The sequence below is a fragment of the Citromicrobium sp. JLT1363 genome, from assembly GCF_000186705.1.
Classification (GTDB): Bacteria; Pseudomonadota; Alphaproteobacteria; order Sphingomonadales; family Sphingomonadaceae; genus Alteriqipengyuania.
This window is the reverse complement of record NZ_AEUE01000001.1, coordinates 37,665-59,647: the sequence shown is the minus strand read 5'-3', so window position 1 is coordinate 59,647 and position 21,983 is coordinate 37,665. Positions and strand designations below refer to the sequence as shown.

Genomic DNA, 21,983 nt, shown 5'->3' with positions numbered 1-21,983 from the left:
ACGTCACGACGCGGCACCGATGTTAGCGCGGCTCGCCAGTCGCGTTCGTTGGCCTCGTCACCGGAGAGTGTATTCCGGATATCGGCGATGATGGGTCTGTTCCGATCATCCATAGGCCATCAGACCACTGAAATTGCCGTTCCAGTATCGCGCGGCACCACGCGTCGAGGGTGACTCGGAAAAGTCCGGCTCCTGCGATCTCCGCCCTCTCGGGATCATGGAGGCTAGCGACAGGTAGGTGCCGCAGACATGGTCCGATGCTTCCTGAAGGCGGGAAACTTCCCCCGAATTCCTCTTTAAGGCGGACCCTTCCCGTGGCTTTCGCGAGCCTATGGTAGGCGTCGCGCGGCAGCAGCCAGACGCACTCCACGTCAGCGTCCCGGTATCTCTGTTGCCGACGCTCGAAGTCGCGAAGGTGTTGGTAGGAGCGCTGTATCTCTATCGCGATGCGCCGACCCGCCCATTGCACGAGGACGTCTGCCTTCCAAAGGCGGGCGCCGCCTTGCGCCTGGATCGCGTCCATTGTTGTCATCAGCTGCATCCGCCCGCTGAGTGCGAGAGGCTCGCCGGGTATCGCGCGATGTGAACAAACGGCGGCTTTCGAGATTGCGCGCCGGGCCGATGAACGACCGAAACTAGGGCGCCTTGTTGCCATTTGGTGAACCCTGAACGAACGGCGGCTTTCAGGATACGTCGCGAACGTCGCGAATGGCCAAAATTAGGGCGCATAGCGGACATCTTGGGATCGTTCGCGATTGGGGACGAGAGCGGACAGATGTGCCCTGAGCTCGGCGCCCGCTACATAGGCGACGCGATAATTCGCGAATGTTCTACCCATTTCACCGGAAACACACCGGAGTGCAAAATCGGTCGGTCGGACAAAAATGGCGGAAAAGCTGGCGCACCCGACAGGATTCGAACCTGTGGCCTCTGCCTTCGGAGGGCAGCGCTCTATCCAGCTGAGCTACGGGTGCATCGCGAATGCGCGAAGCGGGCGCTTAGCAAAGCGCCGGGGCGCGCGCCACGGTAAAAATCGCCGGGTGCGTCGCATTGCCCGTCATACACGCGCCGGGCCTTAGGAGATTGGCAAGATTCGCACGGGTAGCGTCCGCCTGTCATGAGCGACCTCGCCCCCCAAGCAGATCTTGCGCCGCCGCACCCGCTCGACGCGGGGTCCACGCTGGTCGAACAGTGGGGCGCGGTAGAGGACGCCGCGAGGGTCCTCGCGATGCTCGCGGGCAGGCCCACCCCGGTTCACGACGTCCACGCCGAAGCGCGCATCGGCCTGCTCGCCGCCGTGCAGGGCACGCGGGGCGATGCGGCGATCTTCGCGCTGGCCGAACTGGTGGCAACGATGCGCGCAGGGCTCGACGCGCTGCTCGCCGCGCACGGCACCTCCGCCAACCCGCATGCCGCAGCGATCCGGCTGTGGAACGAGTACGAGCGCGGGCGCGCACAGGTGCTGGGCGAAGCGGCTACGGCGCTCGCCTGCTAGCTCCCCGCACCGCGCGCGCAGCAGGCGGCTTGACACGATGTTTCCGGTCTGTTCCTAGGGCGCATGGCCGACGCTCCCTTCCTTCTCGACACCCCCGCCACCCCTGCTGAGTCGCTGTGCGATGCGAGCCAGGCGGCGCGCGGGATCATGCGGCTGTTCGCGCGCAACGACATCTGGACGCTTACCGAAATGCCGCTGCGTGGCGGGCGCCGCGCAGACCTGATGGGGGTGGATGCCAAGGGGCATGTCATCATCGTGGAGATCAAGGTGTCCCGCGCTGATCTGACCGGGGATGGCAAGTGGACCGATTACCTGGACCATTGCGACAAGTTCTACTGGGGGATCGGCGCGCATCTCGATCCCGCGATCCTGGAAGGCGAGGCATTCCAGCCCGAACGCTGCGGGCTGATCGTGGCCGATGGCTACGATGCGGAGATCCTGCGCCCGGCGGCGCGCCATCCGCTGGCCCCCGCGCGGCGCAAGGTGGAGGTGGAGCGGCTTGCGCGCACCGCGCTGCGCCGTGCCACGGTCGCCTGCGATCCGGCCTGCGCGCCCTGGGGTGGCGAGCAATAGGTTCTCGCAACCGCGCTCCATCTGCGGCATAGGGCAAGTCGCCGATGCTGCTTGCCTTCACCCTCTCGATCATCGCGATGACCGCAATCGTTGCGCTGCGTTACCTCGCCACCAGCGGGGCCTTCGCCATGCTGACCGCGCGCGTGCGCCCGGGTTACCACGCGGGGCTGCGCAAGCAGATCCGGCGCGAGATCGGCTGGTCGCTGGTCTCTGCAGCAATCTTCGGCATCCCGGCGGGCATCGTCGCCTTCGGCTGGGATCGTTTCGGCTGGACCCTGATCTACCGCGACTGGACCGCCTATCCGCTGTGGTACCTGCCGCTCTCCGTGCTGATCTACCTCTTCGCGCACGACACCTGGTTCTACTGGACGCATCGCTGGATGCATCGCCCGCGTGTCTTTCGCGTGGCGCACGCCGTCCATCACGCCAGCCGGCCGCCCACCGCATGGGCCGCGATGAGCTTCCATCCGATAGAAGCCCTCACGGGTGCGGTGATTATCCCCTTTCTCGTCTTCCTCGTGCCCATCCACATTGCTATGCTGGGCGTCGTGCTGGCCGTGATGACCGTGATGGGCGTCACGAACCACATGGGGTGGGAGATGTTTCCGCGGTGGCTCGTCCGTTCGCCGCTTGGCGGGTGGATCATCACCGCCAGCCATCACCAGCTCCATCACGAACGCTACCTGTGCAATTACGGGCTCTATTTCAGATTCTGGGACCGCTTATGCAAAACCGACCGGGGACTATCGCAAAGCTTCCCGCGCTAGCGCTGGGCGGCGCGGCGCTGCTGACACTGGGCAACAGCGCCAGGGTGCCGCAGGACGTTGTCGTCACCGTGGTCGACGTGCGCTCGGCAGACGGATCGGTCCTTGCCTGTCTCACGCCCAGCGAAGGGGCCTTCCCCGATTGTGGCGAGGACGAGCGGGCGCAGCGCCGGATGGTGCGGGCGAATGCGCGCGTCACGATCGTGTTCAACGACGTGCCGCCCGGCGAATATGCCATTTCGCTGCTGCATGACGAGAACGGCAACGGAAAGGCGGACACCGTGCTGTTCCTGCCCAAGGAAGGCTTCGGTTTCTCCCGCGATGCGAAGGCCCGGTTCGGCCCGCCGAAATTCTCTGCCGCAGCCTTCACGGTGGATAGCGACGCGCCGGTCTACCAGAAGATCAGGATGCGCTACATGAGCCGGTGATCCCGGCGCGGCAGCGGGCGCGAACACACGCTGCCGCGGCTAACGCAATATTTACCATGGCCCGTCACAACGGACCCCAAACATTCAGGGGTTTGTTGAAGACATGGACAGCTTGCGCGGAAAATTCGGCCTTCCCGACGGGGCGGACGACGAGACTCCCTGGGACGGGACGGGCGACGAGGACGGCGAGCTTGCCGTGGACGACAGCCCGCCGGCCCCGGTGGGTCAGGACGAGCGCCGGATGCAGGTGCGCGCCTATAACTACTGGGCCACCCTGCTGGGGGAGCGCCGCTATCCCAGCGTCGAGGATATCGAGCCCGACAGCCTGCCCGATTTCGCCGATAACGGCGTGTTGCTGGACTTCACGGCGGGGATCGAGGATCCGGCCATCACCTTCCTCGGCGCCAAGCTGGCGGGTGAATGCGGCGCGCAAGGGGACATCCGCACGCTTGCCGACGTGCCGGGCCGCTCCCTGCTGAGCAGGATGACCGATCACTACATGCAGATCCTCGCCAACGAGGCCCCGATCGGGTTCGAGGCGGAGTTCGTCAACGCGCAGGACGTGGCGATTCTCTATCGGGGAATCCTGCTGCCCTTCTCCACCGACGACGAGACCATCGACTTCATCTACGGGGTCATCAACTGGAAGGAAGTGGCCGACCAGCTGACGACGGACGAATTGCTGCTCGAAGTGGATCAGGCGCTGTCGGGCAAGCCGGCCGAGCGGGAGGAAGAAGACCCCTTGAGCGGCAAGGCCCCGCGCACTGCCACCGCCCCGTCGATCACGCGCTGGGCCGATGGGCCGGGCGCCCCCGGTGGCGAGGAAGCGGGCGAGCGGCCTCTTCCCAGCCCTTCCTTCGCCCGGCTCGACGCCCATCTCGATGGAATCGAACAGTCGGCAACCGATTCGGCCACCGCCGAAGAAAGCGGCGGCCCTGATGCGGACGGCGACGCGTTCGATCGGCCGGGCACGACGCCCGCGCCGCAAAGCCCCACGGGTCTGCACGATTGCCTGGCCGATGCACGGGCGCTTGCCGCCGAAGCCCGCAGCGCCGAAATGCGCAGCCACGCCGCGCTCTACCGTGCGGTGGGCCGTGCCTACGACGTGAGCCTGGCCGCGCAGCAGGAGCCGGACGCCTTCGCCCGGCTGCTGGAAGACAACGCGATTTCCATCTCGCCGCGCGCGCCGTTGACCCCGGTGGTCAAGCTCGTCTTCGGGACCGATTACGACAAGTCGCGGCTGGCCGAGTATGCCGCCGTGCTCGCCTTTGCGCACCGCGAAGAGATCGCCCCGGGCACGCTGGCCGATACCATCGAGGCAGCAGAGGGCGGCCTCAAGGCAATCGTCGCCCGCGAGCGTGCTGCGCGCCGTCCCTCGGGTTCCGCCGCCACGGCAGGCACGCGGATCGAGCGCAGGCTGGGTACGCTGGCAGCGCGCCCGCTCTCCGAAATCCCGACCGAGGGCGCGCGCCATTCGCTGTGCGTCATCCGCCGCGACGATAATGGCGAGATCGCCTTTCTCGGGGAAGTTGCGGATGATGACCGCCTGCTGGCCCGCGCGGCGAAGCATCTCGCCGGCTGATACCGGGAGAGTGAACCCGCACCTCCTTGGGGGTTCACGCGGGGGCCGGGGCAGGCTAGCTGCGCGTCCATGGCGATTTTCAGGCGCCGCCCGGTTCGGGTGCAACCTTATTTCGGATATCGCAGCCGCGGCAGGCTGACGCTGGTCGGCCGGACCCAGCGCTCCCGCGCGCCCGAATTCGAACAGGCGGGCCGCTGGCGCACCTTCCGCGTCATGATGTCGCAGTTCTTCGCCAGCGAAGTCCGCAATGTGCGCGTCACCCTGTGCCTCACCCGCGCGGATGGCGAGGATTTCAACCATGTCGTCACGTCCGACGACGATGGCTATTTCCGGTTCGATGTGCCGCTCGAAGGCGACTGGCCCTACCACGCGCAAACCGCGTGGGAAGTCGTCCGGCTGGGCTGGGAGAACGCCGATGGCCACCAGTCGGTGACGGGGCATGTGCTGGTGCCGGGGGAGGACGCGCAGATCGGCGTAATCTCCGACATCGACGATACGATCATCGAAACGGGCATTACCGGCGGCATCCACAACGTGGTGCGCAACTGGAAGCGCATCTTCGCGCAGATGCCGCAGGATCGCATCCTCGTGAAAGGCGCGGACGCCTTCTACGGCGCGATCGGCGGAGGGCTGGCGGTGCCGAGCGAACAGCAGCCCACCGGCAGCTTCATCCCGGCAACGCATCGCCCGTTCTTCTATATCTCGTCTTCCCCGTGGAACCTGTTTTCCTACCTCGTCGCGTTCCAGCAGTCGCGCGGACTGCCGCTGGGCGCGCTGTTCCTGCGCAACTGGGGCTTCAACCGCGCCACGATCGGCAAGAAGAGCCACGGCGAGCACAAGCGGAAGTCGATCTCCGAAATCCTCGATCATTTCGCGGACATGCGCTTCGCCTTCATCGGCGACGATACGCAGGGGGACCTGCCCGCCTTTGCCGAGGCGGTCGCGCGCGAGCCCGAGCGGATCGCGGCGGTGTTCATCCGCACGACCGAAAAAGTGCTGACCGAGGTCGAACTTGACGCGAAACGGGTCATCGAGTCCTTTGGGGTGCCCCTGTGGTTGGGAAACAGCTATGCGGTCGGTCGGGATTTCCTGAGAGCAGCAGGGGTTGCACCGCATGGGGAAACATCGCGCATCGTGGAAACGGTGGAGTCGCGAGCTGGAGAAGAAGCCTAAGGAACCGGGCGGTTGCTGCCTGTTCCAGATGATCTTCGTTCTGGCGCTGACGATCCTCGCCTACAATCTGTGGCACTGGATCTGGCCCAATGTGCGCCACGATATTCCCAACACGATCGATCGCGCCTTCAGCGCCAATGACCGGATCGAGCAGCGTGGCCCCCTCGCCTACGGCAACCACGAGGACCGGCAGCTCTATATCTATCGCAGCGAGGATGCGCCCGAAGATGCACTGCAGCCGGTGCTGATCTTCTTCCACGGCGGCGGCTGGGCGAATGGCGACCCGGCGCAATACGGCTTCATCGGCCGCAATTTCGCCCCCAAGGGCTTCGTGGTGGTCAACGCGGGCTATCGCCTGCTGCCCGAAGGCAAGTACCCCGCGATGCTCGCCGACGGGGCGGCAGCGCTCAGGTGGACCACGCAGAACATCCGCAAATATGGCGGCGATCCCGAACGGATCTACCTAATGGGCCATTCGGCAGGCGCCTACAACGCGGTGATGCTGGGGCTCGACCGGCGCTGGACGCGCCGCCTCGGCCTGCCCGACGATACGATCGACGGCGTGATCGGCCTGGCCGGACCGTACGATTTCCTGCCGCTGGAAGAAGGCAATGCCGAGGATGCCTTCGGCGAGACCCAGAGAATCGCGGAGACACAGCCGGTCAACTTCGCCCGGGCCGACGCGCCGCCCATGCTGCTCGCGACGGGTTTCCAGGACGAAGCGGTCGAACCGGCCAATTCCAGGGCTCTCTACGACGCGCTCGCCGCCAAGGGCGCGCGCGCGCGGCACGCCGTATTCAACGATATGGGCCATGCGGGCATCATCATGACGCTGGCCCGGCCCTTCGACGGCAGCCGGATCGGCGATCCCCGGGTGGAGGATACGGTGACGACCTTCCTGCGCGAAAGGCTGCAGGAAGCCGCGCGCGAACGCACGCGCGCCGCGCGTCGGGAACGGGAATTGCAGGCCACGCGAACCGGCACGGGCGAAGGCGGCGCGCAAGAGCAAGCGCAAGCTTCAGGAGACATTCAGCCCCCGGAAGGCTAGCGTGGCGTCACCATGGTGACTGCTCCCCGCTTCCTTGTCCGCTTCACGGCGCGGGCGCTCGCCTGCCTGCTGGCTCTCACGCTCGCATCCCAGCCGGCCATGGCGCAGAGCATCCTGCGCGATGCCGAGACCGAGGCACTGCTGCAAGACATGGCCGAACCGCTGGTGGAGGCGGCCGGGCTGCGCCCCGGCAATGTCGATGTCGTGCTCGTCAACGATCCGTCGATCAACGCCTTCGTGGCGGGCGGACAGGTGGTCTATATCCATTCGGGCCTGATCAACGCGGCCGGTAGCGCCAACGAGGTGCAGGGCGTGATCGCGCACGAACTGGGCCACATCACCGGCGGCCACGTGGTCAGCTCGGGCGATGGCATGCGCAGCGCGCAGAACATCTCGATCCTTTCGCTGCTGCTGGGCGCGGTGGCCGCGGCAGCGGGCGCGGGAGATGCGGCGATGGGCGTCATCATGGCGGGCCAGCGCGCGGCGCTCGGCAAGTATCTCGCCTTCAGCCGCGTGCAGGAATCGGCCGCCGATGCCGCGGGCGCGCAATATCTTTCCGACGCAGGGATCACCGGGCGCGGATCGCTGTCGTTCTTCGAAACGCTGCTCAACCAGGAATATCGCTACGCGCGCAGCCAGAGCGACGAGGCGGGCTTCAACCGCACCCACCCGCTTTCGGGCGACCGCATCAGCCGCCTGCGCGAGGTCTATACGCGCGACCCGGCATGGGACACGCCGCCCGACCCGGAACTGGAGGCGCGCTTCCAGCGCGTGCGTGCAAAGCTGTTCGGCTATCTTTCCGAACCCGTGCGAACGCTGCGGACCTACCCTGTCACCGATGCAAGCGTGCCGGCGCGCTATGCGCGCGCCTATGCCTACCACAAGGATGCGCGGGTCGAGGCTGCACTGGCGGAGGCCGACGCGCTGATCGCGATCAATCCCGAGAACCCCTACTTCCTCGAACTGCGCGGGCAGGTGCTGCTCGAATCGGGGCGCCCCGACGAGGCATTGCCGGACCTGCGCAAGGCCAGCACGCTCAGCGGCAGCCAGCCGCTGATCGCATCGCTCTTCGGCCACGCGCTGATCGCGACCGAGGATGCGAGCCATTACGACGAGGCCGAACAGGTGCTGCGCGCGGCCGTCGCCAAGGACCGGCTCAATCCCTTCGCCTGGTATCAGCTGGGCGTGGTCTACGCCGCCAAGGGCGACATGCCGCGCGCACAGCTCGCCAGCGCGGAACAGCAGGTGATGACCCGCCGCTACATCGAGGCACTGCGCAATGCCCAGCGCGCCGAATCCGAACTGCCGGTGGGCTCTGCCGACTGGCTGCGCGCGCAGGACGTGCGCATGCAGGCGCAGGCCGCGCTCGAACGCGAACGCGAAGACAGCTAGGGGCCCCGCGACCATGAAAGACACCATCCTGCGCATCGTGGGCGTGTTCGCCCTTGCCCTGCTTGGCGGAGTGCTGGGCGCGGCGCTGTATCAGGCGACCGGGCTGGCCGACCGGCAGACGGAGGCCTTCCTGCTCGACAATCCGGACATGCTCCCGCGCATGGCAACCGAGCTGCAGGAACGCGAGACGCAGGCCCGGCTGGCGAAGGCAGGCGACGAATGGCGCGCACCCTTCCCCGGCGCGGTGCTCGGCAACCCTGAAGGCACGCGCACCCTGTTCGAATTCTCGGACTATAATTGCGGCTACTGCCGCCTCAGCCACGGCCATCTGGAACAGCTGATCGCGCAGGACCCGCAGCTGCGCGTGGTGATCAAGGAATGGCCCATCTTCGAAGGCAGCGAGGCTGCCGCGCGGCTGGCGCTGGCTGCCGCGAAGCAGGGCAGGTTCGCCGCCTTCCATGGGGCGCTGTTCGAACAGGAAACGGCCGATGCGGATGCGCTGGCACGCGCGGGCGAGGCCGCCGGGCTCGACATGGAACGGGCGCGAGCCGACGCAGAGGGCCAGGACGTAACGATGGAGCTGATGCGCAACGCGCTGCTGGCCGAGGAACTGGGCTTCACCGGGACGCCCGCATGGATCACCGGCAACACGATCCTGCACGGGGCTCAGGGTGTGGAGGCGCTGGCCACGGCGGTGGAAGCTGCGGCCGACAGCGCCGACGACGATTCGTGATCCGTCGCGCCATCTTGGCACTCGCGCTGGTTGCAGCGCCTGCGATGGCTCAGTCGGCAGCGCAGGATACGCCCGCGACCGCTGACCAGAGCACGCCCTCGGCTGAGCCACGCGCCCCGCTGCCCGCCGCGCTCGTCGCGTTTCGGGCGCAGGACGCGCGCGTTCTGTGGCTCGGCTATCGCCTGGCGACCAGCAATGTGGATTTCTGCGAGGATGTGACCGCCTCGGCCGGAATGCTGCTGCACGACATGGCCTCCTATGGCGAGGGGGACAAGCTGCGCGACCTGCTGCGGCTGGAAGGCGATGTGGGCGTACAGGCGCTGGTGCCCGATGGCCCGGCGATGCGCGCGGGGTTGCGGGTGGACGACACGGTGACCGCAATCGGCGACCTGCGGATCGCCGATATCCCGATGGCAGGGGCCAGGCCGTGGGCGCGGATCGAAGCCGTCCGGGCCGAGACCGAGCGTGTGCTGGCCGAAACCGGCGCCGTACCGGTCTCCGTCCTGCGCGATGGCGTGCCGCTGACTTTCGATATCGCTGGATCACCCGCCTGCCGCAGCCGGTTCGAGATCGGCGAAGGCAGCAGTGCGGTGGCGGACGGGCATCGGGTGGTGATCGGCCCCGATTTTGCCGGGCTCGACTATCCCGACCCGCTGCTGGCCGCCGTGCTCGCGCATGAATTCGCGCATAACGTGCTCAAGCACCGCGCCTGGTTCGACGCCAATGGCGGTCGCCAGCAGAAGACCGTGCGCCTGACCGAGCGCGAGGCGGACAGGCTGATGCCCTGGCTGCTCGTGAACGCAGGCTTCGAACCTTCCGCGGCGAGCGCGTTCATGGAAACATGGGGGCCGCGGCATGGCGGATGGATCTTCCGCAAGCGTACGCACGACGGCTGGGACGAGCGCCGCGATTTCATCGAGGCCGAGTTTCCGCTGATCGAATCGCTCGTCGCCGAAACGGGCAAGGCCGACTGGGCGGAGCATTTCCGGCGCGAGGACATGCCCTCCGATTAGGCGGCGGCTTCGTCCTCCATCGCCTTTGCGTAGGCGGAGGCAAGCGGCTTTGCCATCACCCGGCGCACCATCGGCTCGAAGAATTCCAGCGGCTCGCTCTCATACTCGGGATCGAATGCCGCCTGGTCGTACTTCTCGCAAAATTCCCGGCACGCCTCGAAATGCGGATGGTCGCGGAAGGCTTCGCGCGCGTTTTGATCCATGCCGAGGAAGTGGAAATAGTAATATCCCTGGAAGGCGCCGTGGTTCTGGCAGATCCAGTGCAGTTCCTCACTGACGAAGGGCTTGAGGATCGCGGCCGCCACTTCGGGGTGGTTGTAGCTGCCCAGCGTGTCGCCGATGTCGTGCAGCAGCGCCATCACGACATAGGGCTCGTCCCGGCCATCGCGGTGCGCGCGGGTCGCGGTCTGCAGCGAATGCTCCAGCCGGCAGATCGGGAAACCGCCGAAATCACCGTCGAGCAGCCTGAGATGGTCCAGCACCCGGTCGGGCAGGCCTTTGGCGAAGGCGCGGTATTCGCTGCCGATGATCGCCCAGTCCTGCGCCGTGCCTTCCTTCATCTCACGAAATTTGGCGCGCTCCTGCGCGGAATGCAGCGTGTCGGCGGGTTGCATATGTCCTCTCCTCTTGCGTGGAATGTAACCCATCGCAGATCGGCGCGCAAAAGTTTGGGCTTGCGCGCAAGCTTGCGCTAGACACGCCGGATGATGGCCGTGCTGCCCTCCCGCCCTGCACCGTTTTTCGCCAACAAGAACCGCGCGTTCTGGAACCTGCAATTCGCGGGCTGGGGCAGCGCGATGGTGCTGCGCAGCGTGCAGGGCCTGGCCAACGGGCAGGGCTTCGGCCTGCTGATGATCGTGTTCATCGCCACGGTCACGGGCTTTTCCTTCAGCCTCGTGCTCTCGGTAATCTACCGCAACCTGATCGGGCGCCCGCCGATCGTCACCTGGGGCTTCACGGCCATCGCGCTGGCGACCGCGCTCAGCCTCCAGGTGCTGATCGAAGCCTGGGTCGCGGGGCTGTACTATACCGACCGCGAAACCACGCTGACGCAGCTGTTCTTCCTGTATCTGGCGGTGGAGCTGCCGCTGCTGGGCGCGTGGACGGGGCTGTATTACGCCATCAACTACTTCCTCCAGCTGGAAGAATCGATCGACCGGCTGGAACGGCTGGAAGCGCAGGCGACCAGCGCGCAGCTGGCCATGCTGCGGTACCAGCTGAACCCCCATTTCCTGTTCAACACGCTCAATTCGATCAGCACGCTGGTACTGCTCAAGGAAACCGAGCCCGCCAACGCGATGCTCACCCGCCTGTCGCGCTTCCTGCGGCACACGCTGGTGTCCGAACCCGGCGGCACGGTTACGGTGGCGCAGGAAGTGGAGACGCTGAAGCTCTATCTCGACATCGAACGCATGCGCTTCGAAGAGCGATTGCAGACCGAATTCGATATTTCGGAGGATGCTGCCGAAGCGATCCTGCCTTCGCTGCTGCTGCAGCCGCTGATCGAGAATGCGATCAAATATGCCGTTTCGCCGCTGGAGGACGGGGCGCGCATTTCGCTCTCGGCGCAGATTTCGGGCTCGCGCCTGCGGCTGGTTGTTTCGGACACGGGGCCGGGCCTGAAAAATCCTGTGGAATCGACGCGCACCTCGCTGCCGCAGAGCACCAGCCCCGATTCGACCGGCGTGGGGCTCGCCAATATTCGCGACAGGCTTGCGCAAGCCTATGGCAATAGACATCTTTTCGAAATCCGGTCTCCGGCAGAAGGCGGCTTCACCGTGGTGATCGAGATACCGTTCGAACGCGAAGGCGAGGAGGAGGAGGCGCTGCTGGTGCCACCGCCCGAATTGACCACCCATCCCTCGCTGCGCGAAGGTGTGCAGGACGGCAGGCTCGCGTCCGGGAAACAGGACGGCGCGCCGTCCGTTGAAAATTCGGCGTACCCCCGCGCCATGGGACAATAGATCATGACCATCAAAGCGATCATCGTGGACGACGAGAAACTCGCGATCCAGGGCCTGCAGCTGCGGCTGGAACCGTTCGAGGACGTCGAAATCATCGACACCTGCTCCAACGGGCGCGAGGCGATCCGCAAGATCAAGACGCTGCGCCCCGACCTCGTCTTCCTCGACATCCAGATGCCCGGTTTCGACGGGTTCGGCGTGGTCCAGGGCGTGATGGATATCGAACCGCCGCTGTTCGTCTTCGTCACAGCCTACCAGGAACACGCGATCCGCGCCTTCCAGGCCAATGCGCTGCATTACCTGATGAAGCCGGTGGACGAGGACAAGCTGGCCGACGTGATCGAGCGTGTGCGCCAGCGCATGAACGAGAAGCGCGGCGCGGACGAGGCGGAAAAGCTGATGAACGTGCTCGCCGAAGTCGCCCCCGAAACGGCGGAGGAGCTGCAGGAAGGATCGGGCGACGGCGCCGACCGCTTCGAAAAGCTGCTCAACGTGAAGGACCGGGGCAAGATCTTCCGCGTCGAAGTCGATTCGATCGAACACATCGAGGCCGCAGGCGACTACATGTGCATCTATACCGGCGACAATTCGCTGATCCTGCGCGAGACGATGAAGGACCTCGAACGGCGGCTGGACCCGCGCAAGTTCCAGCGCGTGCACCGTTCCACCATCGTCAATCTCGACCAGGTGCGGCAGGTGAAGCCGCATACCAATGGCGAATGCTTCCTGGTGCTGGGATCGGGCGCCGAGGTGAAGGTCTCGCGCAGCTACCGCGACGTCGTGGCACGGTTCGTGCATTGATTTTTTCGTTCGCGACAGTTCGCTAGCGCGAAGGCCTCCACGGGGGCGGCCCGATGGCCGTCGGGCTCTCGCCCTCTGGCTGACGCGACCAGGATTGGATTTGGTGTGGGTTTTCAGCTTCAAGGATTCGATCTCAATGCGTTCGTGCGCGAAACGCTGGCCGAAGACCTTGGCGAAGGTCTGCCCGGCGGCGGGCGCGACGTCACTTCCGAAGCGGTAATTCCCGCCGATGCGCGCTTTGCCGGGGTGATGGACAGCCGCGACCCGATCACCGTTGCAGGCCTGCCGATCGCCGCCGCCTTCTTCCGCGCGCTCGATCCCGATTGCACGATCGAGCATCTGGTCGAGGATGGTACGCGCGTCCCCGCCGGGACGGACCTGATGCGCCTCGAGGGCAAGGGCCGCGCAATGCTGACCGCGGAACGCGCCGCGCTCAACACCGTGCAGCACCTCTCGGGCATCGCAACGCTGGTGCGCTCCTATGTCGACGCGATGGACAACCCCGATTGCACCCTGCTCGATACGCGCAAGACCCTGCCGGGCCTGCGCCACCTTGAGAAATACGCGGTGCGCATGGGCGGCGGCAGCAACCACCGCATGGGCCTGTGGGATGCCGCAATGATCAAGGACAACCACGTCGCGGTCGCCGGATCAGTGGGCGAAGCGGTGCGCCGCGCGCGCGAGGCGGGCGTTGCGCAGATCATCTGCGAGGTGGACCGGATCGAACAGATCGAGCCTGCCCTTGCCGCCGGGGCCACGCGCCTGCTGCTCGACAACATGGAGCCTCCGGCCCTGCGCGAAGCCGCTGCGCTGGTGGCCGAACTCTCGGGGGGCCGCGTACCGACCGAGGCGAGCGGCGGCATCAACCTGGAGACCATTGCCGCCAAGGCCGCGACCGGTGTCGACTTCGTGTCGGTCGGCAGGCTGACCCAGAGCGCCCCTGCGGCGGATATCGGGCTCGATTTCACCTCTCTGGGCTGACCGCGCTTGCAGGCAGGCGCGCGCTGCGCCACCCTGCGGGCGGCATGCAGGGGAGAGCACCGTGAAACCCAACTCCATCAAACTGTTCGACTATTTCTACCTCGGCTCGATCTTCCTCGGCTTTCTTGGATTTGCGACCGGATATTTCAGTGCCAGTGCGCCGGTAAGCTACGTGATCGCATATTTCGTGGGCGAGGTGATCCGGCTGATCCTGTGGTATCTGCTGAGCCGCAGGCGCAGCATCATCGCCAAGTGGATCATCGTGGCGCTGTTCCTGCTATCGCTGATCAGCGTGGGCGGACTGTTCGTGGGCAGCATGGCCCTGTCCGAGATTTATGCGCTGGCCGGTCTGGTCGCGCAGGCGGTGGCGGTGGGGCTGCTGTTCCGCAGCGACTCGATCCGCTGGCTCAACAGCAGGGACGCGGACGAGACGCCGCCACGCTCCGATGCCTGAGCGATGCTGCGGATAGCGCTGGCACTGGCATCGGGTGCAGCGCTGGCCAGCGGGGCGAGCGCCCAGAGCTACCAGTGCAACCAGCCGCGCAGCGTGCCCGTGCCGAAGATCGCACGCGACGGGCCGAGCCGGGCAATGCCGGTCACCGGCTACGTCCTGTCGCTCAGCTGGAGCCCGGAATTCTGCCGCACCCGCAGGGATTCACCGCGCCACGCCCGGCAATGTTCCGGACAGGCAGGCAGCTTCGGGCTGATCGTGCATGGGCTGTGGCCGCAGGGCGCCGGCCGAGGCGGGCGCAACTGGCCGCAATGGTGCGCCGCGCGGCGCGCCCGGCCAAGCGGCGCGCAGCTCGCCCGGCAGATGTGCGTGCAGCCCTCCGCGCAGCTTGCCATGCGGCAATGGGCCAAGCACGGCTCCTGCCTCACCGATACGCCCGACCGCTATTTCCGCATCACCCGCATCCTGCACCGCTCGCTACGCTGGCCCGATCTCGACCGGCTTTCCCGCAAGGAGGAGCTGACCGCGGGCGATATCCGCATGGCGTGGATGCAGGCGAATCCCCACTGGCGGCGTGAGATGATCGCGGTGCAATTGAACGAGCGCGGCTGGCTGGAGGAGCTGCGGCTTTGCTACGGGCGCGACTGGATGCCGGCGGCGTGCAGGCGTTCCGCGCGCGGGGCGGCGGACGATGCTCCGGCAAAAATCTGGCGGGGTTTATAGACGGCGGTCAGACGACATCGACGTCATGCCCGCACGAAACGCAGTGATTCTGCAGCGGCCAACTCACCGGGAATGTCGGCGTAATCGACGAATAGAAACGATCCCCGCATTCTGGGCATCGTATTCGTAGCGTTGCGTAAAGTCCGATCCCAAAGCCAGCCAGCATCAGCATCGGCCCAAGAGTGAATACGAGCATCACGAAGACCGTTGTGATCTCGGTGTTCGGTCGAGAAATGCCTACCAAGGTGGTTGCCAGGATAAGCAGGATCGCACCGTAGGACGCCCAACTCATCAGTCGGCTCGTCCAGCGAATATGGGCTTCGGAATGCCCCATCTTCATCGCCTCCCCGCGAAAAACCCCTGCAGCAGCCCCGCCGCCTCCTCCTCACCCATGCCCGAATAGACCTCGGGCCTATGATGGCATTGCGGATGTTCGAAAACGCGCGCGCCGTGCGCCACCGCGCCGCCCTTGGGATCGGGCGCGGCGTAGTAGAGCCGCGCGATTCGCGCGTGGGCGATGGCGCCCGCGCACATCGCGCAGGGCTCCAGCGTCACCCACAGGTCGCAGCCTTCGAGTCGCTCCTGACCCAGCGTTTGTGCCGCATGCCGCAGCGCGAGAATTTCCGCGTGGGCCGTCGGATCGTTCTGCCCGCGCGGGGCATTATGCGCAGCTGCGATCACCGCGCCATCGCGCACGACCACCGCGCCCACCGGCACCTCGCCCGCTTTGGCGGCCAGCTGCGCCTGCGCCAGAGCGGCTTGCATGGGATCGGGCAAAGGCCATCGCGTCATCGTGATATGTGCGCTATAAGCCCCTTGTCGGGTCGGCAAGCGCCACTATCGGTTGTTGACGATTCGCATATTGGCCGCTAAGCGCGGCGACTTTCCGGCACAGACCGATCACCTTTTTAAGAAGAGATAAGCCATGTCGCGCATCTGCGAACTGACCGGCAAGGGTCGCCAGGTAGGCAACAATGTCAGCCACGCGAACAACAAGACCAAGCGCGTGTTTCTGCCCAACCTGCAGAACGTCACGCTGCTGAGCGAGAAGCTGGACCGCAGCTTCAAGTTCCGCGTCTCCACGCAGGGTCTGCGTTCGGTCGAGCACAATGGCGGGCTGGACAACTGGCTGCTCAAGACCAAGGACGAAAAGCTCTCCGCGCGCGCCCTCAAGGTGAAGCGCGAGCTGAAGAAGGCCGCCGCCGCTCCGGCAGCCTGAGCCCTCACCGGGTTTCACCCCTGGATACGAACGACGGGCGCGTTCGCAGTTCGCTGCGATCGCGCCCGTCGTTCGTGTGCGGTCCGCTTTCGTCGCTGTCCTACATGCTGCGCCCGCGCTAGCTTGCGCGCGGCTCTTTCAAACCGTCGATACCCCGCGGGATTCACCCTCTTCGTGAGCGTGGATTTTCAGGCCCTGGACACTGTGTCAGGTGTGTCAGGGCTCAGTCCGGCATCGGTCCCAGAAACAGCAGCGGGTCGAGCCGCGAATCGCGCCATTTGAGGCTCCAGTGCAGGTGCGGGCCGGTCGCGCGGCCGGTCGCGCCGATCGTGCCGAGATACTGCCCCTGCCGCACGCGCTGGCCCTCGCGCACCACGATCGTCGCCGAATGCAGGAAGGCGCTGTTCAGCCCCATCCCGTGGTCGATCATCAGCAGGTTACCCTCAAGCGTGAAGGGATCCTGCGCGACCAGCGTCACCACGCCGTCCGCCGGGGCCTTGTAGGGCGTGCCCGTGGGCTGCGCGATGTCGAGGCCGGAGTGATAGGGGCCGGGCTTGCCCTGATAGACGCGCTGCGCGCCGAATCGCCCCGAAATGCGCCCCGTGGCGGGCCAGATGAAATCCTGCCGCCAGCCTTCCGCCCCGGTCTCCTGCGCGCGCGCGGCAACGATCTGCGCGATCTCGCCTTCGCGCAGACGCCGGAACTCCGCGCTGCTGCGGCCCGCGCGATAGGGCACGTTCACATATTCGAGGTCCCAGTCGCGCGGCGCGATGGTGAGTTCGCTGGTGACGGTCCGGCCATCTTCCAGAGTGGCCACCAGCGCGGCCCGGGGGCCCTGGTCACGGTCGAAGGCAGCGAAGAAACGGCCATCGTCGTCGAAGCCGATTTCCTGCCCTTCCAGACGGGCGCTGCGCGTGTTCGAGGGGACCTTCCCGCGAATCCAGCCGCCCTGCTCCAGCTCGCCGTCATAGGTGAAGGTCGTGCGCGCGGTCACGGGTGCAGGCGGTGGGACGCGGATAATCGCAGTTGGCGCTGGCGCAGTGGCTTGCGGCAGCGGCTGGGCCACCTCGCGCAGGGGCTCGCCATCATCCGCGCCGCTCGTGCAACTGCCGAGCGCCATCAGGACCGCGATCGATCCGGCCCCCGCCTTTGCCAGACGCAGATTCACGCCTGACCAGTCAGGCGGCGGGTCGCAATCTCGCAGCTGGCATAGGCTTCCTGGTACTCCGCGCTCCAGTAGCGCAGGGCTTCGAGCTCGATCGGTTCGCCCGTCACCGCACAGGGCACGTAGCGTCCCGCGCGGATCACGCGGAAGGAATTGGGGCCGAACTGAAGCTTGGCGGGCTGATCGCTGGAAGTGGTAAGCATGCGGGCGATATAGCAATCCTGCGCCGCCTAAACACCCTCTTCAGAACAGGTCGCCCTGCCCCGGGGGCGGCGGAGGGCTTTTGCGTCTGGGCTTCGGAGGCGGGGCGGCGGGCGCAGGCGCCGAATCGCCGGTGGTGGCCGAGACCTGCCCGTCGGCAAATTCGAGCCGCAGCGTGCCCGCTTCGCGTGCCTTGCCCGCGCTGCGGACCAGCTCCCCCTCGGGCCCGAAAACCAGCGCATATCCGCGCTTGAGCGGGGCCCTGGGATCGAGCGAACGCAGCATCGTCACGCCCGCATCCAGCCGTTCGCCCGCGCGCGCCAGCCGGGAGGTGAGCATGGCGGGCGCCAGCCGCGTCGCATCGAGCCGTTCCCTCGCCTGTGCCACGCGCCAGCGCAGCGTCGACGGGGCGAGGCGCGCAGCCACCTGATCGAGCGCGGCGCGCCCTACGCCCACCCGGTCGACCAGCGCACGGCGCTGCCGCTCGGTCGCCTCGTCGAGGGCCTGGGCAGCGGGTTGCAGCAGCGTTTCCGGCTTGGGCAGCCGCTGCGCGCAGGCATCCAGCCGCTCACGCCCGAGCGCGACGGGGCGGGAGGCGCAGCGCATCTGGCGCGCACCCAGATCGGCGATGGCAGCGGCCAGCTCGGCGCGCACCGGCACCGCGCGTTCGGCGGCGGCGGTGGGTGTGGGGGCACGGTGATCGGCGGCGAAATCGGCCAGCGTCGTGTCGGTCTCGTGCCCCACGGCGGAGATTACCGGGATGTGCGAATCGGCAATCGCGCGGACGACCTCTTCCTCGTTGAAGGTCCACAGATCCTCGATCGAGCCGCCGCCGCGCGCGACGATCAGCAGGTCCGGCCGGGGTACGCTGCCCCCACGTTCGAGAGCGTTGAACCCCCGCACGGCCGCGCTGACCTGCGCCTTGGCGCCCTCTCCCTGCACCAGCACCGGCCACACGATCACGCGGCTCGGGAAACGGTCGTGCAGGCGGTGGAGGATATCGCGAATCACCGCGCCCGTGGGCGAAGTGACGACGCCGATCACCTGCGGCAGGAATGGCAGCGGCTTCTTGCGCTCCGGCGCAAACAGCCCCTCGGCTTCCAGCCGCGCCTTGGTCTTTTCCAGCAGCGCGAGCAGGGCGCCCTCGCCCGCCAGCTCCATCCGCTCGATCACGATCTGGTATTTGCTGCGCCCGGCATAGGTGGTGATCTTTCCGGTCGCGATCACGTCAAGCCCGTCCTCCGGCAGGAAGGCGAGGCGCGGGGCGGCACTCTTCCACATCACCCCGTCGATCACCGATTTCTCGTCCTTCAGGCTGCAGTAGAGGTGGCCCGATGCCGCGCGCTTCACGCCCGACAATTCGCCGCGCATCCGCACGAAGCCGAACCGGTCCTCCACCACGCGCTTGAGACTGCGCGAGAGATCGGTGACGCTGAGCGGCTCGGAATTGTCGCCCGGCCTGCTGTTCGCTAGCAGCGAGGGATCAGCATCATCGCCAGAATCGTACGGAGTGGAAGCGCCCATGAATATCCTTTTGCTCGGCTCGGGAGGCCGCGAACATGCCCTGGCATGGAAGCTCGCCCACTCCCCATCCTGTGCCATGCTCTACGCGGCACCGGGCAATCCGGGTACCGCCAGCCTTGCCGATAGTGTCGCGCTGGATGCCGCCGATCACAAGGCCGTGGCCGCCTTTTGTCACGAGAACCATATCGACCTCGTCGTGGTCGGGCCCGAAGCGCCGCTGGTCGCGGGGCTGGCGGACGATCTGCGGGCGAAGGGGATCGCGGTGTTCGGGCCGGGCAAGGCTGCCGCGCAACTCGAAGGCAGCAAGGGTTTCACCAAGGACCTGTGCAAGCGCGCAGGCATCCCCACCGCGCGCTACGAACGCGCGACGTCGCTGGAGGCGGCGTGGGGTGCGCTCAAACATTTCGACCCGCCATTCGTGCTGAAGGCGGATGGCCTGGCAGCGGGGAAAGGCGTGGTCATCGCGCAGACGCGGGACGAAGCGCAGGAAGCGCTGTCCGAAATGTTCGACGGCAGGTTCGGATCGGCGGGTTCGGAAGTGGTGATCGAGGAATTCATGGAGGGTGAGGAGGCAAGCTTCTTCGCGCTCACCGATGGAGAGACGATCCTGCCCTTCGGCACCGCGCAGGATCACAAGCGCGTGGGCGAAGGCGATACCGGCCCCAACACGGGCGGAATGGGCGCCTACAGCCCCGCCCCGGTGCTGACGCAGGACCTGCTCGACCAGGCCATGCGGGAGATCGTCGTGCCGACTGTGCGCACGCTGGGCGAAGAACGCATGCCCTATGTCGGCGTGCTCTATGCCGGGCTGATGCTGACCAGCGAAGGTCCCAAGCTTGTCGAGTACAACATCCGCTTCGGCGATCCGGAATGCCAGGTGCTGATGATGCGGTTCCAGGGCGATCTCGCCAAGCTGCTGCACGCCTGCGCGACCGGATCGCTGGCGCAGGCGGAGCCCGTGCGGTTTGTGGACGAAACCGCGCTGACCGTGGTGATGGCGGCGCAGGGGTATCCGGGCACGCCCAGGAAAGGCGTTGCGATCAGTCTCGGGTCTGCCGAGGATGGCGGCGCCAAGGTCTTCCACGCCGGCACTTCGCGGGGCGACGATGGCGTGCTGGTTTCCAGTGGCGGCCGCGTGCTCAACGTGACCGCGCTGGGAAGCAATGTGACGCAGGCGCAGGCCGCCGCCTACGAGGCGGTCGACGCGATCGACTTCCCCGACGGCTTCTGCCGCCGGGATATCGGATGGCGCGAGGTGGAGCGGGAGACCGCCGGATAGCGTGACTAAGTGTACTCAGCGACCGCCCTATCTCATCCATACCAATCGGGAGTTGGGGCTGATGCTTCGCGGTGAAAAGCCGCTGGCCCATTTCGCAGACGCCGAAGGCGGCTACCCGCTCTCTATGCTGCGATACCTGCGTATGTTCGACAGGCATGTTGCCGCCGGACAAATCTTGCGACGTGATTCCTTCGACCAATTCCCGGGTCGGCCGGATTTACGGTTGCATCGCATCCTCTATGCGCTTCCCGGAGAAGAATGGCGCATGGAGGCGATGATTGAGCTTATGCGCTCGCCAGTCTGGAGCGCGACTGAGGAGCGGCGCGAAGGCGAGTTGCTTGGCTATGCAGACTGGATGAATGACTGGTGGATCGGGCAGCGATACCCGGTCGCCCCCTAACCCAACCGCTTCGCCACCAGCGCCTGCAGGTCCGCCTCGGGCCGCGCGCCCCAGTGCGAGATGACCTCACCCGCCGCCACCGCGCCGCGGATCAGCGATTCTTCGAGGCTGGCATCGCGGCAGTAGCCCGAGAGGAACCCGGCCGCGAACAGGTCGCCTGCGCCGGTCAGGTCCTTCACCTGCTCCACCGGTTCGGGCTTCACGGTAGCACGCTCGTCCCCACGGGCTGCGACAGCGCCGTCACCACCGCGCGTCATCACCACCAGCGGCACGTCCTTGGCGAGCGATTCGAGCGCCGCATCGGGGTCCGATCCTTCGAGAATGCCCGCCTCTTCCTCGTTCACGAACAGGATGTCGATCAGGCCGTCGTCGATCAGCTTGCGGAAATCCTTGCCGTGCATGTGGACGCAGAAGTCGGCGCAGGTCGCAAAGGCCACCTTGCGGCCCGCATCGCGCGCCACCTGAATCGCCCGGCGCATTGCCGCGCGCGGTTCTTCCGGATCCCACAGATAGCCTTCGAGGAACAGCACGCCGCTGGCGCGAATGACGTCTTCGTCGATCGCGCTGGCGGGCAGGAACTGCGATGCGCCGAGCGAGGTGTTCATCGTGCGCTCCCCGTCGGGGGCGACCAGTATCAGGCAGCGCCCGGTGGGCGGCTCGCTTTCCTTGTCGCTGTAGGGGCGCGCGGGCGTATCGAAGCTGACGCCTACCGACGTGAGATCGTGGCGGTAGATTTCGCCCAGCTGATCGTCCGCGACCTGCCCGATAAAGGCGGTCTTCAGGCCCAGCATGGTCGCGCCTGCCAGCGTATTGGCAGCCGCACCGCCGGAGATTTCCTTGGTCTGGCCCATCTTGCCGTACAGATCGACGGAGCGTTCCGCATCGATCAGCCGCATCGTGCCCTTGGGCAGATCTTCCGCTTCCAGGAAATCGTCGGTCACGGGGGCGATCACATCGACGATGGCGTTGCCGATGGCGATGACGTCGAACTGGGTGTCGGGCATGGGCGGTTGTGATCCTGTGTTGCTGGTAGCAGTGTCTTCTGCCGCCGACCTAGCGACCAAGCGAGCCAGG

The 21,983-nt window shown here is 66.4% G+C and carries 26 protein-coding genes and 1 tRNA gene; 18 read left to right on the top strand and 9 right to left on the bottom strand.

The window, feature by feature from the left end:
- Window positions 1-22: 22 nt before the first annotated feature.
- Window positions 23-523 carry a competence protein CoiA family protein gene (locus ADAD_RS17340; RefSeq protein ID WP_443100998.1) on the bottom strand — a complete coding sequence of 167 codons (501 nt, stop codon included), beginning with the start codon at window positions 521-523 and terminating at the stop codon, window positions 23-25.
- Window positions 524-897: 374 nt separating this feature from the next.
- Window positions 898-974, bottom strand: a tRNA-Arg gene (locus ADAD_RS0100350).
- A 143-nt stretch (window positions 975-1,117) separates the two neighbouring features.
- On the opposite strand from ADAD_RS0100350, the gene ADAD_RS0100345 reads away from it, so the two are divergent.
- From ADAD_RS0100345 to ADAD_RS0100300, 10 genes are all read left to right on the top strand, one after another.
- A complete protein-coding gene (locus ADAD_RS0100345) occupies window positions 1,118-1,495 on the top strand; it encodes a hypothetical protein (protein WP_010407947.1) in 378 nt (125 codons plus the stop codon).
- Window positions 1,496-1,558: 63 nt separating this feature from the next.
- Window positions 1,559-2,068: an MmcB family DNA repair protein gene (locus ADAD_RS0100340; protein ID WP_010407945.1), complete on the top strand. Its 510-nt coding sequence runs from the start codon at window positions 1,559-1,561 to the stop codon at window positions 2,066-2,068.
- Between the two features lie 44 nt (window positions 2,069-2,112).
- Window positions 2,113-2,835 carry a sterol desaturase family protein gene (locus ADAD_RS0100335; RefSeq protein WP_010407943.1) on the top strand — a complete coding sequence of 241 codons (723 nt, stop codon included), beginning with the start codon at window positions 2,113-2,115 and terminating at the stop codon, window positions 2,833-2,835.
- Window positions 2,793-3,260, top strand: coding sequence for a DUF2141 domain-containing protein (locus ADAD_RS0100330; protein ID WP_010407941.1), 468 nt, complete (start codon window positions 2,793-2,795; stop codon window positions 3,258-3,260). The genes ADAD_RS0100335 and ADAD_RS0100330 overlap by 43 nt, the downstream gene beginning before the upstream one ends.
- Window positions 3,261-3,363: 103 nt before the next feature.
- On the top strand, window positions 3,364-4,842 hold the full coding sequence (locus tag ADAD_RS0100325) for a PAS domain-containing protein (protein ID WP_010407940.1): 1,479 nt from the start codon (window positions 3,364-3,366) through the stop codon (window positions 4,840-4,842).
- Window positions 4,843-4,911: 69 nt separating this feature from the next.
- Window positions 4,912-6,015, top strand: coding sequence for a phosphatase domain-containing protein (locus ADAD_RS0100320; RefSeq protein ID WP_010407938.1), 1,104 nt, complete (start codon window positions 4,912-4,914; stop codon window positions 6,013-6,015).
- A complete protein-coding gene (locus ADAD_RS15270) occupies window positions 5,957-7,063 on the top strand; it encodes an alpha/beta hydrolase (RefSeq protein ID WP_237700701.1) in 1,107 nt (368 codons plus the stop codon). Before ADAD_RS0100320 ends, ADAD_RS15270 begins: the two co-directional genes overlap by 59 nt.
- 12 nt (window positions 7,064-7,075) lie before the next feature.
- Window positions 7,076-8,455, top strand: coding sequence for a M48 family metalloprotease (locus ADAD_RS0100310; RefSeq protein ID WP_010407933.1), 1,380 nt, complete (start codon window positions 7,076-7,078; stop codon window positions 8,453-8,455).
- 13 nt (window positions 8,456-8,468) lie between these two features.
- Entirely contained in the window at window positions 8,469-9,188 is a 720-nt protein-coding gene (locus tag ADAD_RS0100305; protein WP_010407930.1) for a DsbA family protein, read from the top strand.
- A gap of 44 nt (window positions 9,189-9,232) precedes the next feature.
- Entirely contained in the window at window positions 9,233-10,201 is a 969-nt protein-coding gene (locus ADAD_RS0100300) for a hypothetical protein (RefSeq protein WP_083825541.1), read from the top strand.
- Here ADAD_RS0100300 and ADAD_RS0100295 read toward each other — a convergent pair.
- On the bottom strand, window positions 10,198-10,815 hold the full coding sequence (locus ADAD_RS0100295) for an HD domain-containing protein (protein WP_010407924.1): 618 nt from the start codon (window positions 10,813-10,815) through the stop codon (window positions 10,198-10,200). The two genes, ADAD_RS0100300 and ADAD_RS0100295, sit on opposite strands and share 4 nt — an antisense overlap.
- A gap of 93 nt (window positions 10,816-10,908) precedes the next feature.
- Between ADAD_RS0100295 and ADAD_RS0100290 the strand changes: the two genes are divergently transcribed.
- The 5 genes from ADAD_RS0100290 to ADAD_RS0100270 all read left to right on the top strand — a co-directional run bounded on the left by ADAD_RS0100290 (window position 10,909) and on the right by ADAD_RS0100270 (window position 15,121).
- A complete protein-coding gene (locus tag ADAD_RS0100290; protein WP_033193091.1) occupies window positions 10,909-12,165 on the top strand; it encodes a sensor histidine kinase in 1,257 nt (418 codons plus the stop codon).
- 3 nt (window positions 12,166-12,168) lie between these two features.
- A complete protein-coding gene (locus tag ADAD_RS0100285) occupies window positions 12,169-12,966 on the top strand; it encodes a LytR/AlgR family response regulator transcription factor (RefSeq protein WP_010407918.1) in 798 nt (265 codons plus the stop codon).
- A 105-nt stretch (window positions 12,967-13,071) separates the two neighbouring features.
- On the top strand, window positions 13,072-13,947 hold the full coding sequence (gene nadC / locus ADAD_RS0100280) for a carboxylating nicotinate-nucleotide diphosphorylase (protein ID WP_010407915.1): 876 nt from the start codon (window positions 13,072-13,074) through the stop codon (window positions 13,945-13,947).
- Between the two features lie 61 nt (window positions 13,948-14,008).
- Window positions 14,009-14,401 (top strand): hypothetical protein, encoded by a 393-nt coding sequence (locus ADAD_RS0100275; RefSeq protein WP_010407911.1) that lies wholly within the window; start codon window positions 14,009-14,011, stop codon window positions 14,399-14,401.
- A gap of 3 nt (window positions 14,402-14,404) precedes the next feature.
- The gene (locus tag ADAD_RS0100270; RefSeq protein ID WP_010407908.1) at window positions 14,405-15,121 is read left to right on the top strand and encodes a ribonuclease T2 family protein; all 717 of its coding nucleotides are present in this window, start codon (window positions 14,405-14,407) and stop codon (window positions 15,119-15,121) included.
- A 7-nt stretch (window positions 15,122-15,128) separates the two neighbouring features.
- Here the strand turns inward: ADAD_RS0100270 and ADAD_RS0100265 are convergent, their stop codons facing one another.
- The gene (locus ADAD_RS0100265; RefSeq protein ID WP_139020284.1) at window positions 15,129-15,455 is read right to left on the bottom strand and encodes a hypothetical protein; all 327 of its coding nucleotides are present in this window, start codon (window positions 15,453-15,455) and stop codon (window positions 15,129-15,131) included.
- A gap of 2 nt (window positions 15,456-15,457) precedes the next feature.
- Window positions 15,458-15,913 (bottom strand): nucleoside deaminase, encoded by a 456-nt coding sequence (locus ADAD_RS0100260; RefSeq protein ID WP_029139788.1) that lies wholly within the window; start codon window positions 15,911-15,913, stop codon window positions 15,458-15,460.
- A 133-nt stretch (window positions 15,914-16,046) separates the two neighbouring features.
- On the opposite strand from ADAD_RS0100260, the gene rpmB reads away from it, so the two are divergent.
- Window positions 16,047-16,340: a 50S ribosomal protein L28 gene (gene rpmB / locus ADAD_RS0100255; protein ID WP_010407902.1), complete on the top strand. Its 294-nt coding sequence runs from the start codon at window positions 16,047-16,049 to the stop codon at window positions 16,338-16,340.
- Between the two features lie 223 nt (window positions 16,341-16,563).
- On the opposite strand, the gene ADAD_RS0100250 is transcribed toward rpmB, so the two are convergent.
- The 3 genes from ADAD_RS0100250 to xseA are packed head-to-tail and all read right to left on the bottom strand — an operon-like array spanning window position 16,564 to window position 19,230.
- Window positions 16,564-17,508 (bottom strand): M23 family metallopeptidase, encoded by a 945-nt coding sequence (locus tag ADAD_RS0100250; protein ID WP_010407899.1) that lies wholly within the window; start codon window positions 17,506-17,508, stop codon window positions 16,564-16,566.
- Window positions 17,505-17,708, bottom strand: a complete 204-nt coding sequence (locus tag ADAD_RS0100245) for a DUF2093 domain-containing protein (protein WP_010407897.1) — start codon at window positions 17,706-17,708, stop codon at window positions 17,505-17,507. Before ADAD_RS0100245 ends, ADAD_RS0100250 begins: the two co-directional genes overlap by 4 nt.
- 40 nt (window positions 17,709-17,748) lie before the next feature.
- Window positions 17,749-19,230 carry an exodeoxyribonuclease VII large subunit gene (gene xseA / locus ADAD_RS0100240; RefSeq protein WP_010407894.1) on the bottom strand — a complete coding sequence of 494 codons (1,482 nt, stop codon included), beginning with the start codon at window positions 19,228-19,230 and terminating at the stop codon, window positions 17,749-17,751.
- On the opposite strand from xseA, the gene purD reads away from it, so the two are divergent.
- Together purD and ADAD_RS0100230 are read left to right on the top strand one after the other, a co-directional pair.
- Window positions 19,229-20,509 carry a phosphoribosylamine--glycine ligase gene (purD, locus tag ADAD_RS0100235; protein WP_010407891.1) on the top strand — a complete coding sequence of 427 codons (1,281 nt, stop codon included), beginning with the start codon at window positions 19,229-19,231 and terminating at the stop codon, window positions 20,507-20,509. The two genes, xseA and purD, sit on opposite strands and share 2 nt — an antisense overlap.
- Before the next feature lie 61 nt (window positions 20,510-20,570).
- A complete protein-coding gene (locus ADAD_RS0100230; protein WP_010407887.1) occupies window positions 20,571-20,909 on the top strand; it encodes a hypothetical protein in 339 nt (112 codons plus the stop codon).
- Here ADAD_RS0100230 and ADAD_RS0100225 read toward each other — a convergent pair.
- Window positions 20,906-21,913 (bottom strand): adenosine kinase, encoded by a 1,008-nt coding sequence (locus ADAD_RS0100225; protein ID WP_010407884.1) that lies wholly within the window; start codon window positions 21,911-21,913, stop codon window positions 20,906-20,908. The two genes, ADAD_RS0100230 and ADAD_RS0100225, sit on opposite strands and share 4 nt — an antisense overlap.
- Window positions 21,914-21,983 lie beyond the last annotated feature (70 nt).

Coding starts and splice junctions, on each gene's coding strand:
- ADAD_RS0100305 (WP_010407930.1), top strand. CDS start 8,469: ATGAAAGACACCATCCTGCGCATCGTGGGCGTGTTCGCCCTTGCCCTG.
- rpmB (WP_010407902.1), top strand. CDS start 16,047: ATGTCGCGCATCTGCGAACTGACCGGCAAGGGTCGCCAGGTAGGCAAC.
- ADAD_RS0100270 (WP_010407908.1), top strand. CDS start 14,405: ATGCTGCGGATAGCGCTGGCACTGGCATCGGGTGCAGCGCTGGCCAGC.
- ADAD_RS0100340 (WP_010407945.1), top strand. CDS start 1,559: ATGGCCGACGCTCCCTTCCTTCTCGACACCCCCGCCACCCCTGCTGAG.
- ADAD_RS0100265 (WP_139020284.1), bottom strand. CDS start 15,455: ATGGGGCATTCCGAAGCCCATATTCGCTGGACGAGCCGACTGATGAGT.
- ADAD_RS0100290 (WP_033193091.1), top strand. CDS start 10,909: ATGGCCGTGCTGCCCTCCCGCCCTGCACCGTTTTTCGCCAACAAGAAC.
- ADAD_RS0100335 (WP_010407943.1), top strand. CDS start 2,113: ATGCTGCTTGCCTTCACCCTCTCGATCATCGCGATGACCGCAATCGTT.
- ADAD_RS0100310 (WP_010407933.1), top strand. CDS start 7,076: ATGGTGACTGCTCCCCGCTTCCTTGTCCGCTTCACGGCGCGGGCGCTC.
- ADAD_RS15270 (WP_237700701.1), top strand. CDS start 5,957: ATGGGGAAACATCGCGCATCGTGGAAACGGTGGAGTCGCGAGCTGGAG.
- ADAD_RS0100295 (WP_010407924.1), bottom strand. CDS start 10,815: ATGCAACCCGCCGACACGCTGCATTCCGCGCAGGAGCGCGCCAAATTT.
- ADAD_RS0100320 (WP_010407938.1), top strand. CDS start 4,912: ATGGCGATTTTCAGGCGCCGCCCGGTTCGGGTGCAACCTTATTTCGGA.
- xseA (WP_010407894.1), bottom strand. CDS start 19,230: ATGGGCGCTTCCACTCCGTACGATTCTGGCGATGATGCTGATCCCTCG.
- ADAD_RS0100330 (WP_010407941.1), top strand. CDS start 2,793: ATGCAAAACCGACCGGGGACTATCGCAAAGCTTCCCGCGCTAGCGCTG.
- ADAD_RS0100345 (WP_010407947.1), top strand. CDS start 1,118: ATGAGCGACCTCGCCCCCCAAGCAGATCTTGCGCCGCCGCACCCGCTC.
- ADAD_RS0100325 (WP_010407940.1), top strand. CDS start 3,364: ATGGACAGCTTGCGCGGAAAATTCGGCCTTCCCGACGGGGCGGACGAC.
- ADAD_RS17340 (WP_443100998.1), bottom strand. CDS start 523: ATGGACGCGATCCAGGCGCAAGGCGGCGCCCGCCTTTGGAAGGCAGAC.
- ADAD_RS0100285 (WP_010407918.1), top strand. CDS start 12,169: ATGACCATCAAAGCGATCATCGTGGACGACGAGAAACTCGCGATCCAG.
- ADAD_RS0100230 (WP_010407887.1), top strand. CDS start 20,571: ATGCTTCGCGGTGAAAAGCCGCTGGCCCATTTCGCAGACGCCGAAGGC.
- ADAD_RS0100260 (WP_029139788.1), bottom strand. CDS start 15,913: ATGACGCGATGGCCTTTGCCCGATCCCATGCAAGCCGCTCTGGCGCAG.
- purD (WP_010407891.1), top strand. CDS start 19,229: ATGAATATCCTTTTGCTCGGCTCGGGAGGCCGCGAACATGCCCTGGCA.
- ADAD_RS0100245 (WP_010407897.1), bottom strand. CDS start 17,708: ATGCTTACCACTTCCAGCGATCAGCCCGCCAAGCTTCAGTTCGGCCCC.
- ADAD_RS0100300 (WP_083825541.1), top strand. CDS start 9,233: ATGGCTCAGTCGGCAGCGCAGGATACGCCCGCGACCGCTGACCAGAGC.
- ADAD_RS0100225 (WP_010407884.1), bottom strand. CDS start 21,913: ATGCCCGACACCCAGTTCGACGTCATCGCCATCGGCAACGCCATCGTC.